The following is a 14,928-nucleotide window of genomic DNA, read 5'->3' on the forward strand; positions in this document are numbered from 1 at the left end:
GACGCGGGGCCGGATTCAGGGTCGGCGCCGGCCGTACTTGCGTTCGAACTTCTCGACGCGGCCGGCGGTGTCGAGCAGGCGGGCGGCACCCGTCCAGAAGGGATGCGAGTCGCTCGTGACGTCGACGACGATCAGCGGGTAGGTGCGACCGTCGGACCACACCGTCGTGCGTTCGGAGGTCGCGGTGGACCGGGTCAGGAAGGTCGCGCCGGTGTTGGCGTCCTGGAAGACGACGGGGTGATAGTCGGGGTGCAGGCCTGGTTTCATCGGTGTCCTTCTCTCTCGTTGTCACGGCGGTCTGCCGGGAGGTCGTCACAGGGGTCTTCGTGGAACTGCCCGAAGGGGTCGTGCCAGGTGGGCCACAGATCGGGCCGGGCGAACTCGTCGTCCGTCACGACCGCCGCGCGCAGGGTGCGGTCGACGAGTTCAGGGTCGGCGTCGTGGACGAGGGCGACGATGCTCGTGTCCCGGTCGCCGTAGCGTTCGTCCCAGCGCAGGGATGCCATCGCGCGGCGTTCCTCCGGGACCTCGCGCTGCTGCTCGGGAGTCATGGACGCGAGCCACGGACCGGCATGAGCGACGCGCAGTCCTTCGCCGGCGGATTCGACGAGCAGCGCGTTGTCGGGTTGCGTGGCGACCCACAGTCGCCCGCGGGCGCGCACGACGCCGTCGAGCAGCACGTCGATCGCGTGGTGGAGACGTTCCGGATGGAACGGGCGGGTGGCGGAGAATTCGACGAGGCGGATTCCGCAGTCCTCGTCGAGGGGAGGTTGACCGCGCAGGAGCGGTGAGTGTGCCCCGTCGATCGTTCCGCGGCGCGCGGTGTCGGGTATCTCCTGCAGCAGACGCTCGACGTCCGGTTCGGCCGTCCACGCCATCGGCGCGTCCGGGGCGAGCCGGGTGAGCACGGCGTGCAGGCGGGCCTGCTGCCAGCCGTCCGCTCCCGGGAGCACCACCAGAGCATCGGCGAATTCGACCTGTCCGACGACGACCTGCGCCAGGGTGCGGTCGTCGTCGGGACGCTCGTTCAGTTCGTCGTCGCCCGTCGCGTCCTCGAGCCACGTCGCGGCGTCGAGACAGGTCACGACGCCGTCCACCCGGACGTCGAGGGACGCGGGTCCGTCGACGCGACCGACGATCCCGCTCACCACGACGTGTTCGACGGCCCAGCACAGTGCCTCGGGTTCGAGTTGCGGGTCGAGGTGCAGGACGATCCGGTCGACGGTGCTGTAGTCACGTAGTCGCCGGAGAAGCGGCAGCAGATCTTCACGCAGCGTGCACGAGACGCATCCATGGGCGAGTTCGAGGATCTCGGTGCGCTCGCCTTCGACGGTGAGCACGGTGCGGCGGAGCACGCCCTGGTCGAGACCGGACAGGTCGTGGTGGACGACCGCGGTGCCCGGACGCAGGAGCGACCGCGCGACGTGCGCTGTGCGTCCGCGCCATCCGCAGACGATGACGAGCGGCGTCCTGGTGTCCACATCGGTCCTTTCGGTAACGATTTTCATTAACGAAACCGAAGCGTACAGTCGTCGACGCACTTTGTCGAAAATGATTGTCGTTACCTACGAGGAAGGAGCCGGCGTGTCGGCCACCTGCCAACTCACCGGACGGCGTCCCGGATTCGGGAAATCCGTGTCGCACTCCCACGTCCGCACCAGCCGCCGCTGGAACCCGAACATCCAGCGCAGGACCTATTTCGTGCCCTCACTGGGCCGCCGCATCACGTTGAACCTGTCGGCCAAGGCGATCAAGACCGTCGACCGCGACGGCATCGAGAGCGTCGTCGCACGCCTGCGTGCCCGTGGGGAGAAGATCTGATGGCAGCACGCAACGAGCTCCGGCCCATCGTCAAGCTCCGGTCCACCGGCGGAACCGGCTACACCTACGTCACCCGGAAGAACCGGCGGAACGATCCCGACCGGCTCGTGCTGCGCAAGTACGACCCCGTGCTGCGCGAGCACGTCGACTTCCGTGAGGAGAAGTAGTCGTGGCGAAGAAATCGAAGATCGCGCGCAACGAGCAGCGGAAGGTGATCGTGGTCCGGTACGCCGAGCGCCGCGCGGAACTGAAGGACATCGTGCGCAGGCCGTCTTCCTCCCCCGAGGAGCGCCACGAAGCACAGCGGGCACTGCAGCGTCTGCCCCGCGACGCCAGTCCGGTACGATTGCGCAATCGAGACGCTGCGGACGGTCGCCCGCGCGGCCACCTGCGAAAGTTCGGGCTCTCACGAGTGCGTGTGCGTGAACTCGCCCACCGCGGGGAACTACCCGGCGTCCACAAGTCGAGCTGGTGAGGAGCGAGATATGGCAGTCAAGCGAGGACCGTCCAAGAAGTCGCGTGCCGTCGAGGGACGCAAGCCCAAGAAGAATCCCCTCTTCGCGGCGAAGATCGAGTACGTCGACTACAAGGACGTCAACCTGCTCCGCACCTTCATCTCCGACCGCGGCAAGATCCGCAGCCGTCGCGTCACGGGCCTGACCCCGCAGCAGCAGCGTCAGGTCGCCGTCGCGGTGAAGAACGCCCGCGAGATGGCTCTGCTCCCCTACGTCAGCAGCAAGTAGGTCGAAGCTTCCGACGCCGCCTCTCCCATCGGGAGGGGCGGCGTCGTCGTGTGTGCAGGTCTTGTCGAAATCAGTAGGGACTTTCGACGAGAAGTGGGCCGGCGCGTCGGTGCCGCTGAAAGGTTCGTCGAATTCCCCCACCGAGGAAGCCCGCACAACGTCCGCTCGACGTGGAATCCCGGATCGTCGCCCTGTGGATGAACGTTCCCGAGTGAGCAGTTGTCGTCGAAAAATCCGGCTCCGATCGACAAGAACTGCACTCCGGGCGCCTGCCTCAGGAATTCATCCACGGGATCCTTAGACTGAGCAACCGTGTCGGGTGTGATCGCGGGGTTCGGTGTCATCTTCGTGATCATCGCCATCGGCTTCACGCTGGGGCGCCTGGGCACCCTCGGACACGACGCCCAGACGGTGCTCAGCCGGCTCGTCTTCTTCGTCGCCACTCCTGCTCTGCTGTTCGACGTACTCGCGACGTCCGACCTGTCGGTGATCTTCTCGCCCAACCTCTACATCGCGGCGGCCACCGCCTTCGCCGTCGCGATCGTGCACTTCGTCGTCGCCAGGCTCCGGCTGCGACGTGCGGTCCCCGAAGCGACCATCGGGGCGCTGTGTGCCGGATACGTCAACTCCGCGAACCTCGGCATCCCGATCGCGGTATTCGTCCTCGGCGACGCGTCGTTCGTCGCGCCCCTGCTGTTGTTCCAGATCGTGGTGCTCTCCCCCATCGCGCTGACGATGCTCGACCTGTCGACGATGCGTGCCGGGGTCTCGCGCCTCGATACCCTGCTCGCGCCGTTCAAGAACCCCATCGTCCTGGCCGCCGCGGCCGGACTCGCCATCGCGATCAGCGGGTGGACACCGCCGGACGCGCTGCTGCAGCCGTTCCATCTGCTCGGCGGCGCGTCGGTACCCGGTGCGCTGCTCGCGTTCGGATTGTCGCTGCAGGGGGTCCGGGTGCTCGAGAAGGGGACGAGCCCACGCCGCGACATCGCGCTCGCCTCGGTGCTCAAGATCCTCGTCCAGCCCGTCCTCGCATACCTGCTGGGGCGATTCGTGGTGGGCCTCGACGGTCACGCACTGTTCGCGGTGGTCGTGGTCGCGGCGCTGCCGACCGCGCAGAACGTGTTCGTCTACGCGAGCGCCTACGGCCGGGGCACGGTGCTCGCCCGCGACGCCGCGCTCGTCACCACCCTCGCCTCCATTCCTGCGATCGGCGTGACCGCCGCCCTGCTGGCGTGATGACCACGCGGCACAGGAATACCGTGGGAGATATGCGTTCCGTCGTCCGCGTCTGCCGGGGAATGATCGTGCTTGCGATATGCCTGCTCGTCGCGGCCTGCGGGTCGAGCGCCCCGGACGTGCCGGCCCTGCCCGAGAAACCGGCTCCGGCAGGGGCGACGGAGTTCTCGCCGCGGCCCGACATCGTCGACGCGCATCCGCTGGCGATCATGTCGTGGTCGCGGGTGAGCGACGACCGGATCGCCCTGCATTTCGAGACGGGCACCCCCGAGTGCTTCGGCGTCGACGCGACCGTCGCCGAAACGGACGACACGGTGACGGTGACGCTGCTCGGCGGCACCCTGCCGGAGATGCAGGACCGCATGTGCGTCATGGTCGCCGTCGTCGGCACCCTCGACGTCCCCTTGCGGTCGCCGCTCGGCGACCGGGTCGTGACGGCCGACGCCTGACGCATGCCGCTTCCTCCGCGTCACTGGCTGCTGTACCTGTGCCTGTCCACCGCTCTGCTGCACGCGGCGTTCCAGTCGATCCGTGTGCTGGTCTCCTACCGGATCCTCGCGCTGGGTGGTGACGCCGCGACCATCGGTGCCGTCACCGCCCTCTACGCGCTCGTCCCCCTGGTGGCGGCGGTACTGATGGGACGCGCCGTGGATCGTGGCCACGCGACCGCCGTCCTCCGTTCGGGCATCGTCGTCACGACGGTCGGCGCCGGGTCGATCGCTCTCAGTTCGGGACTGATCGTGCTGGCCCTCGGCAATATCGTGCTCGGACTCGGACAACTGCTCGTCACGGTGTCCGGGCAGGCGTTCGTGTCGATCCTGTCGCCGCCGGGCGAACTGGATCGCGGATTCGCCGGCATCACGTTGGGCGTGTCGGTCGGGCAGGCCGTCGGTGTGCCGGTGGCCGGCGCGATCGCCGCGACCTCCGGCGACGGGAGCGGATCCGTCGAGACCACGGGTGCGTTGCTGGTGATGACGGTGGTCTCGCTGCTCGCTCTGCCGTTGGTACTGGGTCTGCGCGAACCACCCGGATCGGGACGCACCGCGGAGGACGGCGCACCCCAGTCGATCCTGTCGATGCTCGCGACGAAGGGCATGAAGCCGGCGATGCTGTCGAGCCTGGTGGTCCTCGCGTCCGTCGACCTCGTCGTCGCCTATCTCCCGCTGCTCGGTGAGCAGTTCGGGTTCGGTGTGCTCCTGGTGACGATCCTGCTCACCGCCCGCACCGTGGCCTCCATCCTCGCGCGCGCCCTGTTGCCGTGGGCGCTGCGGCACATTCCGCGCACGTGGCTCCTCGTCTCCGCGACCGCGGGCACCGTCGTGCCGGTCGCGCTGATACCGCTCGTGCCGAATCCGTGGGTCATCGGCGCGCTGCTCGCCGTGTGCGGAATGTTCTGGGGTGTCGGCCAGCCGCTCACGATGACGTGGGTGGTCGGACTCGTCGCACCGTCCGACCGCGCGTCGGCGCTGGCGGTGCGGTTGACGGGTAATCGTCTCGGGCAGGTCGCGGTGCCCCTTGCCGCCGGGGCCGTCGCCGGGATCGCCGGCGTCGCATCGGTGTTCTGGGTGACCGCGATACTGTTGTCCGTCGCCGCGACCACCACGTGGACGTTCGCGCGTACCTCGACCGACTAGGACCTTCGGCGGGCGCGGACGTAGTCGGCGACGACCGCCGCCCCGAGCCCGTCGACGTCGGGCGCGACCACACGCCCCCCGACGCGCCGGGCCAGCACGTCGACGACGCGTGCGAGTCCGGGGTCGCTGCCGAGCCGGAAGATCGTCACCTGGGCACCGAGCCGCGCGACGTGGTCGAGTTCGCGCACCGTCAACCCGAGGGTGCGCGAACTCGGTGGGTAGTCGAAGGCCGCGAAGCCGTCCGCTTCGAGATGGGCGGTGGGTTCACCGTCGGTGACGACGAAGACCACCGGCTGCGCGTGGGGATGACGACGCAGATGACGACCCGCGAGCATCAGGGCATGGTGCAGATTGGTGCCCTGCTCGTACACCCCGTCGAGTCCGGCCAGTTCGGACGCCGACACCACGCGAGCGTGACGGCCGAACGCGATGAGCTGCAACGCATCCCCGCGGAATCGGGTGGACACCAGATGGTTCAGCGCCAGCGCGGTGCGTTTCATCGGCACCCAGCGACCGTCCATGACCATCGAGAACGATGTGTCGACGAGCAGCGCGACCGCCGCCTGCGTCCGCTGTTCGGTCTCGATCACCTCGACGTCCTGCACCGACATCCGCACCGGCAGCCCGGGACTGCGCAGGGTGGCGTTGGTGAGGGTGCGTACGACGTCCCATGGTTCGGTGTCGCCGAACTCCCACACCTTCGACGCGCCCGTCGGTTCACCGAGCACACCCGCCCGGCGCGACTCGCGTTGCCCGGTACGCGACGAGATGCGGTCGACGACGTCGCGCAGCGCCGCCTCGCCGAGACTGCGCATCGCCTTGGGTGACAGGCGCCACTGCCCGTCGGCACCCCGGTCGAAGAAGCCCTGCCGCTGCAGTTCCTTCTCGAGTTCGGCGAGGGTGCGTGCATCGGCCACGGCCTCCGGTCCGAGGTGACGGGCGAGCGCGTCGAGGTCGATGTCGTCGAGCGACGCCCCGGCGTACTGCTGCGACAGCTGCTCGGCGAGCTGGTCGAGTTCGGACAATTCCTGTAGAGCCGCGGTGGCCTCGCCGAGACCCATGCCCTGTTCGCCGCGCACCCGTTCCGAACCCGTCCAGTCCTCCCCGGGGCGTGCGGCACGCAGGTGACCGTCGAGACGGTCGAGCTGGTTCGTCAGCGACGGGGACCCGAAGGCCTGCTGTGCGAGAGCGTCGAGTTCGTCGCGCTGTTCGGGGGTGAGCGAGTTGCGCAACCGCTGCGCCGCCGCCGCGCGCTGCGCGAGGGAATCGAGCAGTTCCTCCACGTTCTGCGGATTCTCGGGGAAGAACTCCCCGTGCTCGGCCATGAATTGCTCGAAGTCCTCGTCGGTGTCCTCGCCGCGCGCATGCTTGTCGAGCAGGTCGTTGAGGTCGTTCAGCATGTCGGTGATGCGCTGCCGGTCGGCTTCGGTGGCACCTTCGAGTGCCTGCTTCATCCCGGCGAACCGCTGGTCGAGCATCTCCCGCCCGAGCAGGTCGCGGATCTTCTCGTAGTCCTGCCGGGCCTGCGCGCTGCGCCAGTCGTAGTCGGTGAGTTCCTGCACCGCCTGCGCCGTCGACGGCGGCAGTTCCTCGATCCGCATCTCGGCGAACCGCGCGTCGTCGTCGAGGGCACGGGCCAGTTCTTTGCGTTCCTCGAGCACGGCGCGATCGAGAAGCTCGCGCACCTCCTGGAGGGTGCCGTCGAGGTTGGTGCGGTCGAGCAGCTGCCGTCGGCGCCGATTCGCCTGCGCGGCAAGCTTGTCGAGGCCACGCATACCGTCGTGACCGCGGCGCAGCAACTCCCGCAGGGCGCGCTTCGGTGACGCGCCCGCCATGACGTCGTCGCCGATCGCGGCGAGTGCGTCGCGCAGGTCCACCGGCGGGGCGAGCGGATCGCCCCCGGCATACGGACCGTAGCGGGCGGACCTGCTCATCGGGAGTACACCGCCGAGCCGTCGTCGCCGGTGTCCTTGGCGATCCGTCGCGCCAGATACAACCCTTCGAGGGCGAGTTCCACTGCCGCAGCGCGACTTCCGGTGTCGGTGGCGCCGAGCCGTTCGGCGACGGCATCGAGCACAGGCAGTTCGGGGAGTTCGTCGAGCAGCACCTTCGCGGTGATCCGCTCACCGGTGACCACCGGCTCGCCCTGCTCGACGGCGGCGACCAGCGGCCCGAGATCTACGCCCGCGAGTCGCGAACGGGCCGTTTCGGCCGTCGCGCGCCGGAGGAGATGATCGAGGATCTCGAATTCCCTTCCTTCCTCGCCGGATTCGAACTCGACCTTGCCTCGGAGCACCTCCACGACGGTGCCGAGATCGACGGGACGCGCGACCGGATCGTCCTCGCCGAGGACCGCACCGCGATGCAGGGCCGCAGCCGAGACGGTCTCGGCGCCGGCGACGGCGAACCGTGCAGAGACACCCGACCGCTGGTCGACGGACGTCGATTCGCGCAGCAGCCGGGTGAACCGCGCCAGGATCTCGAGCAGATAGTCGGGGACGCGCGCCTGCAGGTGCGCCTCCTGCTCGATGACGGCGATCTCGTCCTCGAGCCGCGTCGGATAGTGCGTGCGGATCTCCGCTCCGAAGCGGTCCTTGAGCGGAGTGATGATGCGGCCGCGATTCGTGTAGTCCTCGGGGTTCGCACTCGCCACGAGCAACACGTCGAGGGGCAGGCGCAACGTGTAACCGCGGACCTGGATGTCGCGTTCCTCCATGACGTTGAGCAGCGACACCTGGATGCGTTCGGCCAGGTCGGGCAGTTCGTTGACGGCGACGATGCCGCGGTGGGCGCGGGGCACGAGACCGAAGTGGATCGTCTCGGGATCGCCGAGGCTGCGCCCCTCGGCGACCTTCACGGGGTCGACGTCGCCGACGAGGTCGGCGACCGAGGTGTCGGGCGTCGCGAGCTTCTCGGCGTACCGCTCGCTGCGGTGCCGCCACGCGACGGGCAGGTCGTCACCGAGTTCGGCGGCCCGGCGGATCGACGCCGGGGTGATGGGCTCGTAGGGATGCTCGCCGAGCTCCGAACCGGCGACGACCGGGGTCCATTCGTCGAGCAGCAGCGGCAGGGTGCGTAGCAGGCGGGTCTTGCCCTGACCGCGTTCGCCGAGCAGGACCACGTCGTGACCGGCGATGAGGGCGCGTTCGAGCTGCGGGACGACGGTGTCCTCGAAACCGAGGATGCCGGGCCACGGATCGGTACCGTCGCGCAGCGCGGCGAGCAGGTTGTGCCGGATCTCGTCCTTGACGGATCGTTGCACGTGGCCGGAGGCGCGGAGCTCGCCGACCGTGGAGGGGCGCGGTGTGGGTGACGTCACCTCACCCAAGGTACGACCGAACCGTCGTTTCGGCATCCGTGATCCCCATGGTTCGGCCACCTACACTCGCCGCATGGACACCTGGATCCTGGCGGCCCTGCTCGGGCTGGGACTCGCCGCCGCCACCGGGCTGCGTACCTTCCTGCCACTGCTGCTCCTGTCCGCCGCGGTGCACTTCGAACTCTTCGGTGTCGTCCTCAACGAATCCATGCAGTGGCTCGGGTCCACCTCGGCGCTCGTCGCCCTGGCGATCGCCACCGTCGTGGAGGTCGTCGCCGATCTCGTACCGCTCGTGGACAACGCCCTGTCCGCCGTCGGCACGGTCACTCGGCCGATCGCGGGTGCACTCGCGGCGTGGGCGGCCTTCGCGAGCCTCGATCCCGCGACGGCGGCGCTCGCCGGCATCGTCATCGGCGCCCCGACCGCCCTGGCGGTGAGCACGGCGCAGACGGGTACGCGGGTCGCGAGCACCGCGACCACAGCGGGTTTCGGCAATCCGGTGCTGTCGATCGTGGAGAGCGTCACCTCGTTCGTCACGTCGCTGATCTCGCTGCTCGCTCCCCTGCTCGTCGTCCCGCTCCTGGCCCTGTTCGGATGGCTCGGTGTACGGGGTTACCGCCGGGTGCGCCGGGCCCGTGCGACACGCACGAAGCCGACGGCACACCCGGGCGCCCTCGATACGGGTCGACCCGGCGGTTTCTGATAGACACATGACATGTCGGACACCGAGATCACCTTTTCCAGCGGCGACGTCACCCTGCACGGCAGTGTGCGGGTACCCGTCTCCATGAGAGGTCCGGTGCCCGGCGTCCTGCTGCTCGCCGGCAGCGGCCCCACCGACCGTAACGGCGACAGCGCGCTGCTCCCGGGATCGATCGGCACGCTGCGTCACCTCGCCGACGTGCTCGAACGCCACGGTTTCGCGAGCCTGCGGTACGACAAGCTCGGCAGCGGCACGACCGGCCTCGGCCCGTACAGCGTGGAGGACGTCGCCGATCTCGGCTTCTCGACGTTCATCGACGCCGCCTCCGACGCACTCGCTTTTCTCGGCTCCCAGCGCGGAGTCGACGCGCAGCGTCTCTACGTCGTCGGGCACAGCGAAGGCGCGCTCATCGCGCTGTCGCTCGCACAGGACAACGACACCATCGCCGGCCTGGGCCTGCTCGAACCACTCGCCGTGCGCTTGCTCGACCTGCTGACCGCGCAGATCGACGCGCAGCTCGACGCCGTGGTCGCCGCCGGCCAGCTGCCGATTCAGATCGCCGACGAACTGCGGGTCGCGCTGACGGGGGCGGTCGAGTCGCTGCGCGCCGACGGAACGCTCAGCGACGCCCTGCCCGAGCCGCTGCGCAACGCCGGTCTCGTGCCGACGAACGCGAAGGCGCTCGCCGAAGAGGACTCGCTCGACCCGCGGATGCTCGCCGCGCAGGTCGCCGGCGACCTGCCGGTACTGACCAGCGTCTCCACGAAGGACATCCAGGTGCGGGTCGAGGACGTCGACGCCCTCGACGCGGCCCTCGTGCACACCCGCCTGACGTCACTGCGGATGACGCACACCAACCACGCACTCAAGGACATCGGCGACCAGGAGTCCACGGGCGCCGACTACATCGCGGATCTGCCCTATTCGGAGGAGTTCACCTCGGGCTTCGAGGCGTGGCTCGACAAGCTCGAGGACTGATCATCGGCGACGACGCGAAATAACAAATGTCCATTCCGCGTTGTTCGTGTATGGTCTTCCGTTAACCCACTGGTTCACACGAGAAAGGTACGGTCCGATGCGATACAAGCAGATGTACGTAGCCGGGTGTTCCGTACCGTTCTCGCACCTTTTCTTCCACTTCGCGGCGGAGCGATCCCGAGAATAGAAGTCGGACGACGACTCGTTCTCGGGCACTCGGGGCACATGGCCCCGGGTGCCCTTTCTTTATCCCCGGCTCTTCATCCCGACCGCGACCCGTACAAGATCACCTCGACAGGAGAAACACCATGAAACTGCGAATCGAATCCGGCGGCACCGTGTCGACCGAACTGCCCGACGACCTCACCGGTCACGCCATCACCATCGACCTGAGCCGGGTCGGCGGCACCGAGAGCGGCGCCGCATCGGCGGATCTCATCCGTGAGCTGCTCGACCGTGGCGCGGCCAAGCTCGTCATCTCCGACGGCCGCGGCAAGCGCACCGTCGAACCCACCGCACACGACAACGGCACCCACGCGCACGCCGCCTGAGCGACGGTGCGCGCGGGTGCCGCGCGTGGTGTGTTCGAAACTAGTGCGCGAAGTGCCGCGCGCCCGTGAGGTACAGGGTCACGCCCGCCTCGCGAGCAGCCTCGATGACCTCGTTGTCGCGCACCGAGCCGCCCGGCTGCACGATCGCCTTCACTCCGGCCTCGGTGAGCACCTGCAGGCCGTCGGCGAACGGGAAGAAGGCATCCGACGCGGCCACCGACCCGGCGACCCGCTCACCCGCGCGGGTCACGGCGAGACGCGCCGAGTCGACACGGTTGACCTGACCCATACCGACACCGACGGTCGCGCCGCCCGAGGCCAGCAGGATCGCGTTGGACTTCACGGCACGACATGCGCGCCAAGCGAATTCGAGGTCGCGCAGCGTGGCCTCGTCCGCGGCCTCACCGCACGCGAGCTGCCAGTTCGCAGTGGAGTCGCCGTCCGCGGTGAGCACGTCGCGTTCCTGCAGGAGCAGACCACCGGAGATCTGACGGATCTCGACCGGTGCCGACTGCGGCGAATCGGCGCGCAGGATGCGGATGTTCTTCTTGCGGGAGAGCACGTCGACGGCACCGTCGGCGTACGACGGGGCGATGATCACCTCGGTGAAGATCTCGGCGACCTGCTCGGCCATCTCGACGCTCACCTCACGGTTCGCGGCGATGACGCCGCCGAAGGCCGAGACCGGATCGCACTCGTGCGCGTTGCGGTGCGCGGTGGCGATGTCGTCGGCGATCGCGATGCCACACGGGTTGGCGTGCTTGATGATCGCGACGCACGGCTCGCTGTGGTCGTGCGCGGCGCGCCAGGCGGCGTCGGCGTCCTGATAGTTGTTGTAGGACATCTCCTTGCCGTGGAACTGCTCGGCCTGCGCGAGCCCCGGCTCGCCGGCCTCGTTCACGTACAGCGCCGCAGCCTGGTGCGGATTCTCGCCGTAGCGAAGGACATTCGCGCGGATCCAGGTCGCGCCGGTCCACGCCGGGAACTGCGACTCGTCGTTCTCGGGAGTCGCGTAGCCGCTGTTCATCCAGCTCGCCACCGCCACGTCGTAGGCGGCGGTGTGCTGGAAGGCCTGCGCGGCAAGGCGCTTGCGCTCCTCGAGGGTGAAACCGCCGCCCTCGACGGCGGCGAGCACGTCACCGTAGGCAGCCGGGTCGACGACCACCGCGACGGACGGATGGTTCTTCGCCGCGGCACGGACCATCGACGGGCCGCCGATGTCGATCTGCTCGACGCACTCGTCGGGGCTTGCACCCGAGGCGACCGTCTGGGTGAACGGGTAGAGGTTCACGACGACGAGCTCGAACGCCTCGATGCCGAGATCGGCGATCTGGTCGAGGTGGTCCTGCTTGCGGGTGTCGGCGAGGATGCCGGCATGCACGCGCGGGTGCAGGGTCTTCACCCGGCCTTCGAGGCACTCGGGGAAACCGGTCAGTTCCTCGACCTTCGTCACCGGCACGCCTGCGTCGGCGATGGTCTTTGCCGTGGAGCCGGTCGAGACCAGCTCGACTCCTGCCGCGTGGAGCCCTGTCGCCAGCTCCACCAGCCCGCTCTTGTCGTACACGCTGACCAGCGCGCGGCGCACAGTCTTACGTTCGGTCACCGGGGATCACGGCCTTTCGTCCATCGGAAACAACTCCACGGGTGGCGACGGCGGCGACCACCTCGGCAAGCAACCGTCGCTCCACAACCTTGATGCGCTCGTGCAGGGTGTCCTCGTCGTCATCGTCGAGCACCTGCACCGCTTCCTGCGCGAGAATGGGCCCGGTGTCGATGCCTCCGTCGACGAGGTGCACCGTCGAACCGGTGACTTTGACGCCGTAGGCCAAGGCGTCGGCGACGGCGTGCGCGCCGGGGAACGACGGCAGCAGCGCGGGATGCGTGTTGATGATGCGACCGGCGAACCGGTCCAGGAACGCCGGGCCCAGGATCTTCATGAAGCCCGCGGACACCACGAGATCGGGTTCGTGGGCGGCGACCGCGTCGGTCAGCGCTCGGTCCCATGCGGCACGGTCCTCGAAGTCGCGCAGTGCGACGCGGAACGACCGGATCTCCTCGTCGGCCGCGTGCCCTTCCGCGGGGCACTCGCGATCGACACCCACGGCGACGACCGTTGCGGGATATCCGTCTGTCCGAGTGGCCTCGAGCAACGAACGCAGCAGGCTGCCCGTACCCGAGGCGAGGACGACGAGCCGCGCCGGCGCGGTGGGCGGCAGCTGGTCACGCGAGGCAGTCAGGGTCCACTCCTGTGAAGTCGAGGTGGGTCGGCCGATCGACCGGCCGTAGGAGAGCCTAGTCGGCGCCCTTGTCGGCCTTGTTCGCGACCTCCTCGTCGAGCTCGTCCTCCTCGACGATCTCGACGACCTCGGCGTCGATGACGCCCTCCGAATCCGTATCGGCGGCACCGTCCGAGTCCGGGTCGGTGTCGCTCTCCGAGACCGGCTCGTCGTCCGCCTCGGATGCACTGTCCTCGGCAGTGTCGCCGTCCTCGTCGGCCGCCGTGTCCTCGGCGGCAGGAGCCTCGGTCGCAGGAGCCTCGAGTGCAGGAGTGTCGGCTTCGGACGACTGGAGCTCTGCGTCGACGTCATCCGCGTCCGCCGCGTCGTCCGCGTCCGCGTCGTCCGTGTCGTCCCCATCCGCTACGTCCGCTGTGCTCTCCGCGGTCTCCTCGTCGACCGCGGCGTCGGCCCGCAGCGCGGCCGCGGCCAGCCGCCCTTCGCGCCACATCAGCAGCTGGGCCGTGATGATGCCGAGCAGCCCCGACCACGCGAAGACGAGGATTCCGGCGAGCCACCAGTTGGCACCGACCACGCCGAAGACTCCGAGCGGGCCACCCGCGACCCAGGTCGCCAGCGCCGTGACGAGTCCGGCTCCCGCTGCGGCGGCGAGTACCGTCCATGCCGCGTCGGCGCTGCCGACCGGAACACCGTCGGCTTTCGCCTGCAGGGTCCGCTGGGCGGCGAAGCGGCCGAGCAGCGCACCGATCGTCGCCGGAACGGCCAGCAGCACCGGCCAGAACGCCGCGGCCGGGCCGGAAGGGACCGCCGCGAGCACCGGCAGGGCCGGGAGGTCACCACCCGTCGCCTCGAACAGGCTCAGGTGGATGTCGCCGAAGTGCACGGTGCTGCCGGCGAGAACGGCGGCGGCTCCGATGACGACGTTGGGCAGATACAGGATCGACATCACCGTCAGACCCAGCACGCCGGTCCAGTGGTCACCGCGCGCCAGCAGTTCGCCGACGACGTTCCACGACCACAGGAGCCCTGCCACGACCGCGACTCCACCGGCCGCGAACATCCCGAGCAGCACCCGCAGCGCCGGACGGAACGCCAGCACGAGCCAGTCGGGCGCCGAATAGTACCGCACCACCGGCTTCCACACTCGGGACCCGATACCGATGAGCGCTGCGAGGAGGTAGATGCCGGTGACCCATGCCAGGGCGGCTGCGGCGTTCGGTGGCGTCACCGGCAGCACGCTCGCCGCGTCCTGGAGCACGATCAGCGACGCGGCGGTCACCAGGAGCGGACCCGCGAGGGTTGCGACGGTGATGCGGGAGACGTCCTGCCGGTCGAGGGCGTAGCCGCTGTTCTCGACGATCGCGTCGGCCGCCGATGCGCATCCGCGTGCGGCCTGCCAGAGCAGGATCGCCGTGGGCAGCAGCGGCAGCACGCCGAGGGACGTGCCGTCGATCGTGAGCGTCACCTGGTGCAGCGCGAGCCACGTTCCGGCGATCGCGGCGTAGATACCGGTGAGGTCGCTGTTGGCGACGACCATCGTCGTCACCACGATCGTGGCCACGACGGCGAGCGTCACCGCCGGAACACGGGCCGCGGTACCGAGCAGGATGCGGAACCGCTCCGGGTCCAGGTGGTCGTCGTCGGGTGGAACGTGCCGGGTCGACCGGCCGAGCGTCGAAGTCATCGGGTCGAGAGTGTCACCG

17 protein-coding genes are annotated in these 14,928 nt (G+C 69.1%); 10 read left to right on the plus strand and 7 right to left on the minus strand.

The genetic code is table 11. From position 1 onward, the window contains the following. Positions 1-15: 15 nt before the first annotated feature. Together A8G18_RS16370 and mrf are read right to left on the minus strand one after the other, a co-directional pair. Positions 16-267, minus strand: coding sequence for a type B 50S ribosomal protein L31 (locus tag A8G18_RS16370; RefSeq protein WP_016932326.1), 252 nt, complete (start codon positions 265-267; stop codon positions 16-18). Further along, complete coding sequence (gene mrf, locus A8G18_RS16375; protein ID WP_064064694.1) at positions 264-1,481, minus strand: ribosome hibernation factor-recruiting GTPase MRF; 1,218 nt, start codon at positions 1,479-1,481, stop codon at positions 264-266. The genes A8G18_RS16370 and mrf overlap by 4 nt, the downstream gene beginning before the upstream one ends. A gap of 103 nt (positions 1,482-1,584) precedes the next feature. Here mrf and rpmB point away from each other — a divergent pair, with 103 nt between their 5' ends. The 7 genes from rpmB to A8G18_RS16410 all read left to right on the plus strand — a co-directional run bounded on the left by rpmB (position 1,585) and on the right by A8G18_RS16410 (position 5,437). Then, a complete protein-coding gene (gene rpmB / locus A8G18_RS16380) occupies positions 1,585-1,821 on the plus strand; it encodes a 50S ribosomal protein L28 (protein WP_026002877.1) in 237 nt (78 codons plus the stop codon). Next, the gene (gene rpmG, locus A8G18_RS16385; RefSeq protein ID WP_064064695.1) at positions 1,821-1,988 is read left to right on the plus strand and encodes a 50S ribosomal protein L33; all 168 of its coding nucleotides are present in this window, start codon (positions 1,821-1,823) and stop codon (positions 1,986-1,988) included. Before rpmB ends, rpmG begins: the two co-directional genes overlap by 1 nt. A gap of 2 nt (positions 1,989-1,990) precedes the next feature. Next, positions 1,991-2,296: a 30S ribosomal protein S14 gene (gene rpsN, locus A8G18_RS16390; RefSeq protein WP_064064696.1), complete on the plus strand. Its 306-nt coding sequence runs from the start codon at positions 1,991-1,993 to the stop codon at positions 2,294-2,296. A gap of 10 nt (positions 2,297-2,306) precedes the next feature. Then, positions 2,307-2,564, plus strand: a complete 258-nt coding sequence (gene rpsR / locus A8G18_RS16395; RefSeq protein ID WP_006553776.1) for a 30S ribosomal protein S18 — start codon at positions 2,307-2,309, stop codon at positions 2,562-2,564. A gap of 312 nt (positions 2,565-2,876) precedes the next feature. Next, on the plus strand, positions 2,877-3,803 hold the full coding sequence (locus tag A8G18_RS16400; RefSeq protein ID WP_026002876.1) for an AEC family transporter: 927 nt from the start codon (positions 2,877-2,879) through the stop codon (positions 3,801-3,803). 32 nt (positions 3,804-3,835) lie between these two features. Continuing rightward, a complete protein-coding gene (locus A8G18_RS16405) occupies positions 3,836-4,252 on the plus strand; it encodes a large secreted protein (RefSeq protein ID WP_084421868.1) in 417 nt (138 codons plus the stop codon). A 3-nt stretch (positions 4,253-4,255) separates the two neighbouring features. Beyond that, on the plus strand, positions 4,256-5,437 hold the full coding sequence (locus A8G18_RS16410; RefSeq protein ID WP_064064698.1) for an MFS transporter: 1,182 nt from the start codon (positions 4,256-4,258) through the stop codon (positions 5,435-5,437). Here the strand turns inward: A8G18_RS16410 and A8G18_RS16415 are convergent. Continuing rightward, positions 5,434-7,371: a vWA domain-containing protein gene (locus A8G18_RS16415; protein WP_064064699.1), complete on the minus strand. Its 1,938-nt coding sequence runs from the start codon at positions 7,369-7,371 to the stop codon at positions 5,434-5,436. The two genes, A8G18_RS16410 and A8G18_RS16415, sit on opposite strands and share 4 nt — an antisense overlap. Continuing rightward, complete coding sequence (locus A8G18_RS16420; protein WP_064064722.1) at positions 7,368-8,756, minus strand: ATP-binding protein; 1,389 nt, start codon at positions 8,754-8,756, stop codon at positions 7,368-7,370. The genes A8G18_RS16415 and A8G18_RS16420 overlap by 4 nt, the downstream gene beginning before the upstream one ends. A 73-nt stretch (positions 8,757-8,829) precedes the next feature. Between A8G18_RS16420 and A8G18_RS16425 the strand changes: the two genes are divergently transcribed. The 3 genes from A8G18_RS16425 to A8G18_RS16435 all read left to right on the plus strand — a co-directional run bounded on the left by A8G18_RS16425 (position 8,830) and on the right by A8G18_RS16435 (position 10,988). Then, positions 8,830-9,459, plus strand: coding sequence for a DUF4126 domain-containing protein (locus A8G18_RS16425; RefSeq protein WP_016932167.1), 630 nt, complete (start codon positions 8,830-8,832; stop codon positions 9,457-9,459). A gap of 12 nt (positions 9,460-9,471) precedes the next feature. After that, on the plus strand, positions 9,472-10,437 hold the full coding sequence (locus tag A8G18_RS16430; protein ID WP_016932168.1) for an alpha/beta hydrolase: 966 nt from the start codon (positions 9,472-9,474) through the stop codon (positions 10,435-10,437). Positions 10,438-10,745: 308 nt separating this feature from the next. After that, positions 10,746-10,988, plus strand: coding sequence for a hypothetical protein (locus tag A8G18_RS16435; RefSeq protein WP_016932169.1), 243 nt, complete (start codon positions 10,746-10,748; stop codon positions 10,986-10,988). 40 nt (positions 10,989-11,028) lie between these two features. On the opposite strand, the gene purH is transcribed toward A8G18_RS16435, so the two are convergent. The 3 genes from purH to A8G18_RS16450 are packed head-to-tail and all read right to left on the minus strand — an operon-like array spanning position 11,029 to position 14,909. After that, entirely contained in the window at positions 11,029-12,591 is a 1,563-nt protein-coding gene (gene purH / locus A8G18_RS16440) for a bifunctional phosphoribosylaminoimidazolecarboxamide formyltransferase/IMP cyclohydrolase (RefSeq protein ID WP_026002846.1), read from the minus strand. Then, positions 12,578-13,225, minus strand: coding sequence for a phosphoribosylglycinamide formyltransferase (gene purN, locus A8G18_RS16445; protein WP_174906192.1), 648 nt, complete (start codon positions 13,223-13,225; stop codon positions 12,578-12,580). Before purN ends, purH begins: the two co-directional genes overlap by 14 nt. A 55-nt stretch (positions 13,226-13,280) precedes the next feature. After that, positions 13,281-14,909, minus strand: a complete 1,629-nt coding sequence (locus A8G18_RS16450; protein ID WP_064064700.1) for a cell division protein PerM — start codon at positions 14,907-14,909, stop codon at positions 13,281-13,283. Between the last annotated feature and the right edge of the window lie 19 nt (positions 14,910-14,928).

Source organism: Rhodococcus gordoniae, from assembly GCF_001646655.1.
Taxonomy (GTDB): Bacteria; Actinomycetota; Actinomycetes; order Mycobacteriales; family Mycobacteriaceae; genus Rhodococcus; species Rhodococcus gordoniae.

What these genes read in the sequence shown, in the direction of transcription:
- A8G18_RS16415 (WP_064064699.1), bottom strand. Translation starts at nt 7,371, where the DNA reads ATGAGCAGGTCCGCCCGCTACGGTCCGTATGCCGGGGGCGATCCGCTC.
- A8G18_RS16410 (WP_064064698.1), top strand. Translation starts at nt 4,256, where the DNA reads ATGCCGCTTCCTCCGCGTCACTGGCTGCTGTACCTGTGCCTGTCCACC.
- A8G18_RS16425 (WP_016932167.1), top strand. Translation starts at nt 8,830, where the DNA reads ATGGACACCTGGATCCTGGCGGCCCTGCTCGGGCTGGGACTCGCCGCC.
- A8G18_RS16430 (WP_016932168.1), top strand. Translation starts at nt 9,472, where the DNA reads ATGTCGGACACCGAGATCACCTTTTCCAGCGGCGACGTCACCCTGCAC.
- rpsR (WP_006553776.1), top strand. Translation starts at nt 2,307, where the DNA reads ATGGCAGTCAAGCGAGGACCGTCCAAGAAGTCGCGTGCCGTCGAGGGA.
- A8G18_RS16405 (WP_084421868.1), top strand. Translation starts at nt 3,836, where the DNA reads ATGCGTTCCGTCGTCCGCGTCTGCCGGGGAATGATCGTGCTTGCGATA.
- A8G18_RS16370 (WP_016932326.1), bottom strand. Translation starts at nt 267, where the DNA reads ATGAAACCAGGCCTGCACCCCGACTATCACCCCGTCGTCTTCCAGGAC.
- rpmG (WP_064064695.1), top strand. Translation starts at nt 1,821, where the DNA reads ATGGCAGCACGCAACGAGCTCCGGCCCATCGTCAAGCTCCGGTCCACC.
- A8G18_RS16435 (WP_016932169.1), top strand. Translation starts at nt 10,746, where the DNA reads ATGAAACTGCGAATCGAATCCGGCGGCACCGTGTCGACCGAACTGCCC.
- A8G18_RS16450 (WP_064064700.1), bottom strand. Translation starts at nt 14,909, where the DNA reads ATGACTTCGACGCTCGGCCGGTCGACCCGGCACGTTCCACCCGACGAC.